The organism is Streptomyces sp. NPDC104309, assembly GCF_055584025.1.
Genome location: NZ_JBVJMV010000134.1, coordinates 1 through 1,828, shown reverse-complemented (window position 1 = coordinate 1,828; position 1,828 = coordinate 1). Strand labels below are relative to the sequence as shown.

1 protein-coding gene is annotated in these 1,828 nt (G+C 66.5%); it reads right to left on the bottom strand.

Annotated elements, in window-relative coordinates; translation table 11 throughout:
- Positions 1-26 precede the first annotated feature (26 nt).
- Complete coding sequence (locus ACZ68L_RS46825) at positions 27-1,694, bottom strand: IS1182 family transposase (protein ID WP_469591024.1); 1,668 nt, start codon at positions 1,692-1,694, stop codon at positions 27-29.
- Between the last annotated feature and the right edge of the window lie 134 nt (positions 1,695-1,828).

The following is a 1,828-nucleotide window of genomic DNA, read 5'->3' as shown; positions in this document are numbered from 1 at the left end:
TCGATGACCCTGTTGCCCAATTGATCTCAGGCCGCGAGCTCGAGAGCTGCCAGCCGGGAGGTCCGGGTCCCGGCAAGAGGAGTCTCGTTCCACCAGGCGTCGAGCCGGATCAGGTTGATGGCGGTCGCGGCCAGGACGTGCGCGAGGTGTGTCTTGGCCAGGCCGATGTAGCGGGTCCGGCGTACTCCAGTGGCTGCGACGGCCTGGTGGATGGTGCCTTCCACTCCGGCGCGGGCCGCATAGCGGTCCTTCCACTCGTCCGTGGACTGCTCGGCACGGACACGTTCGAGGAGCGCGTCCTGTTCTTGTGGGCGCACGGTCAACTGCCGTCCGTACCGGGTGGAACGGGTGCACTGGTCGCGGACGGGACACGGTGCGCAAGTGGAGGTCGCGAAACGGATGCGAATCGCGTCCCTGCCGTTGTTGTCCACTCCGGCCGTCCAGTACCTGCTCATGGCGCCGGAAGGGCAAACCGCGTGCTCGGCCGCCCAGTTGATAGCGAAGGCGGTCTTGCCGAAGCCGTTCTTCTGAGCCGCTTGGCGGGTGTTGTTGGACCGGACCGGGCCGATGACGCAGAGGCCGCGGGCGATCGGCGCGGTGAGGAGCAACTCGGCCGAGGTGTATCCAGCGTCCAGGAGATGCTCCGTGGGCAGGAGGTTCCTGCTGGTGAGACGGTCGTGGATCGCCTCGACGACCATCGCGTCATTGACCGTGGCATCAGTCGTGACGACATGCGTGATCAAGTGCGGGCGGTGGGCCTCCTTCGGGTCGTCGCAGCTCTCGCTGAGGTGGATCTTGTAGCCGACCCAGGAGGATCCGCGCTTCTTCGAGTAGCGCGCCTCGGGATCGTAGGGAGAGGCGATCAGCATTCTGCCCGGCGGGAGATCATCCTTCCCCCGCCAGGCCACCTCCTCGGTTCCGTCGGTGACGGTTCGGGTGAACTGCTGCACCCACACGGTGCGCAGGACGGCGACGGCGGGCACCTCCCGTAGCCAGGCCGGTGCCGTCGGTGCGATGATCGCCATGAACAGGCGATAGCCGTCAGCTGCGATCTGCCGGGCAAGATCGCGCCGCTCCTGCTCGTCCTTCGGTAGCCGGTAGGCGTCAACACGCGTCCCGTAGCGTTCCTGCCATACCGGGTCCATCGTCGTGCGCATCCAGTCCGGCGCGGCTGCGGCGAGTGCCTCCATCGCCGCCCGCAGAGTCTCGCCGACGAACTCCAGGCGGTTGAGACTGCGGACCGCGGCCAGGACGTGCGTGGCATCCGTACGCTGCCGCCCACCAGGAGCGGCCAGCCCCTCGTCGGCCAGCCGTTCCAGCAATAGATCCAGGATCTTCTCTTCCAGACCGTGAGTCAGCAGCCGGTCCCGGAACCCGGTCAGCACGGTGTGATCAAAGCCCGGGTCGGTCAGTTCCAGACCAAGCAGGTACTTCATATCGATCCTCGCTCGCACCGCGTGCGCGGCCTGCCGATCCGTCAGGTTCTCCACGAACTGCAGGATGCTGACCAGGGCCAGCCGGCCAGGAGCGACACCAGGACGACCACGGACCCCAAAGGCTTCCGCGAACTCATCATCCGAAAAAAGCGGGCCGAGGCTGTCCCGGATCCTCATCGCGAGACATCCCTTGGGGAACGCGGCGCGAGCCACCTCCCGTGTCCCGGCAGGAATCTCGGCTCCCGAATCCACCCGCATAGACACCGCACCACCCCCAACTCGACGGCCGGAAACCAGGTTCGTGTCTCCGATGCCTACACACCAGACTCACCCGCCCCAGCACCGCACAGGGCACGATCGCGACGTCTTCACCCAATTGGGCAACAGGGTCC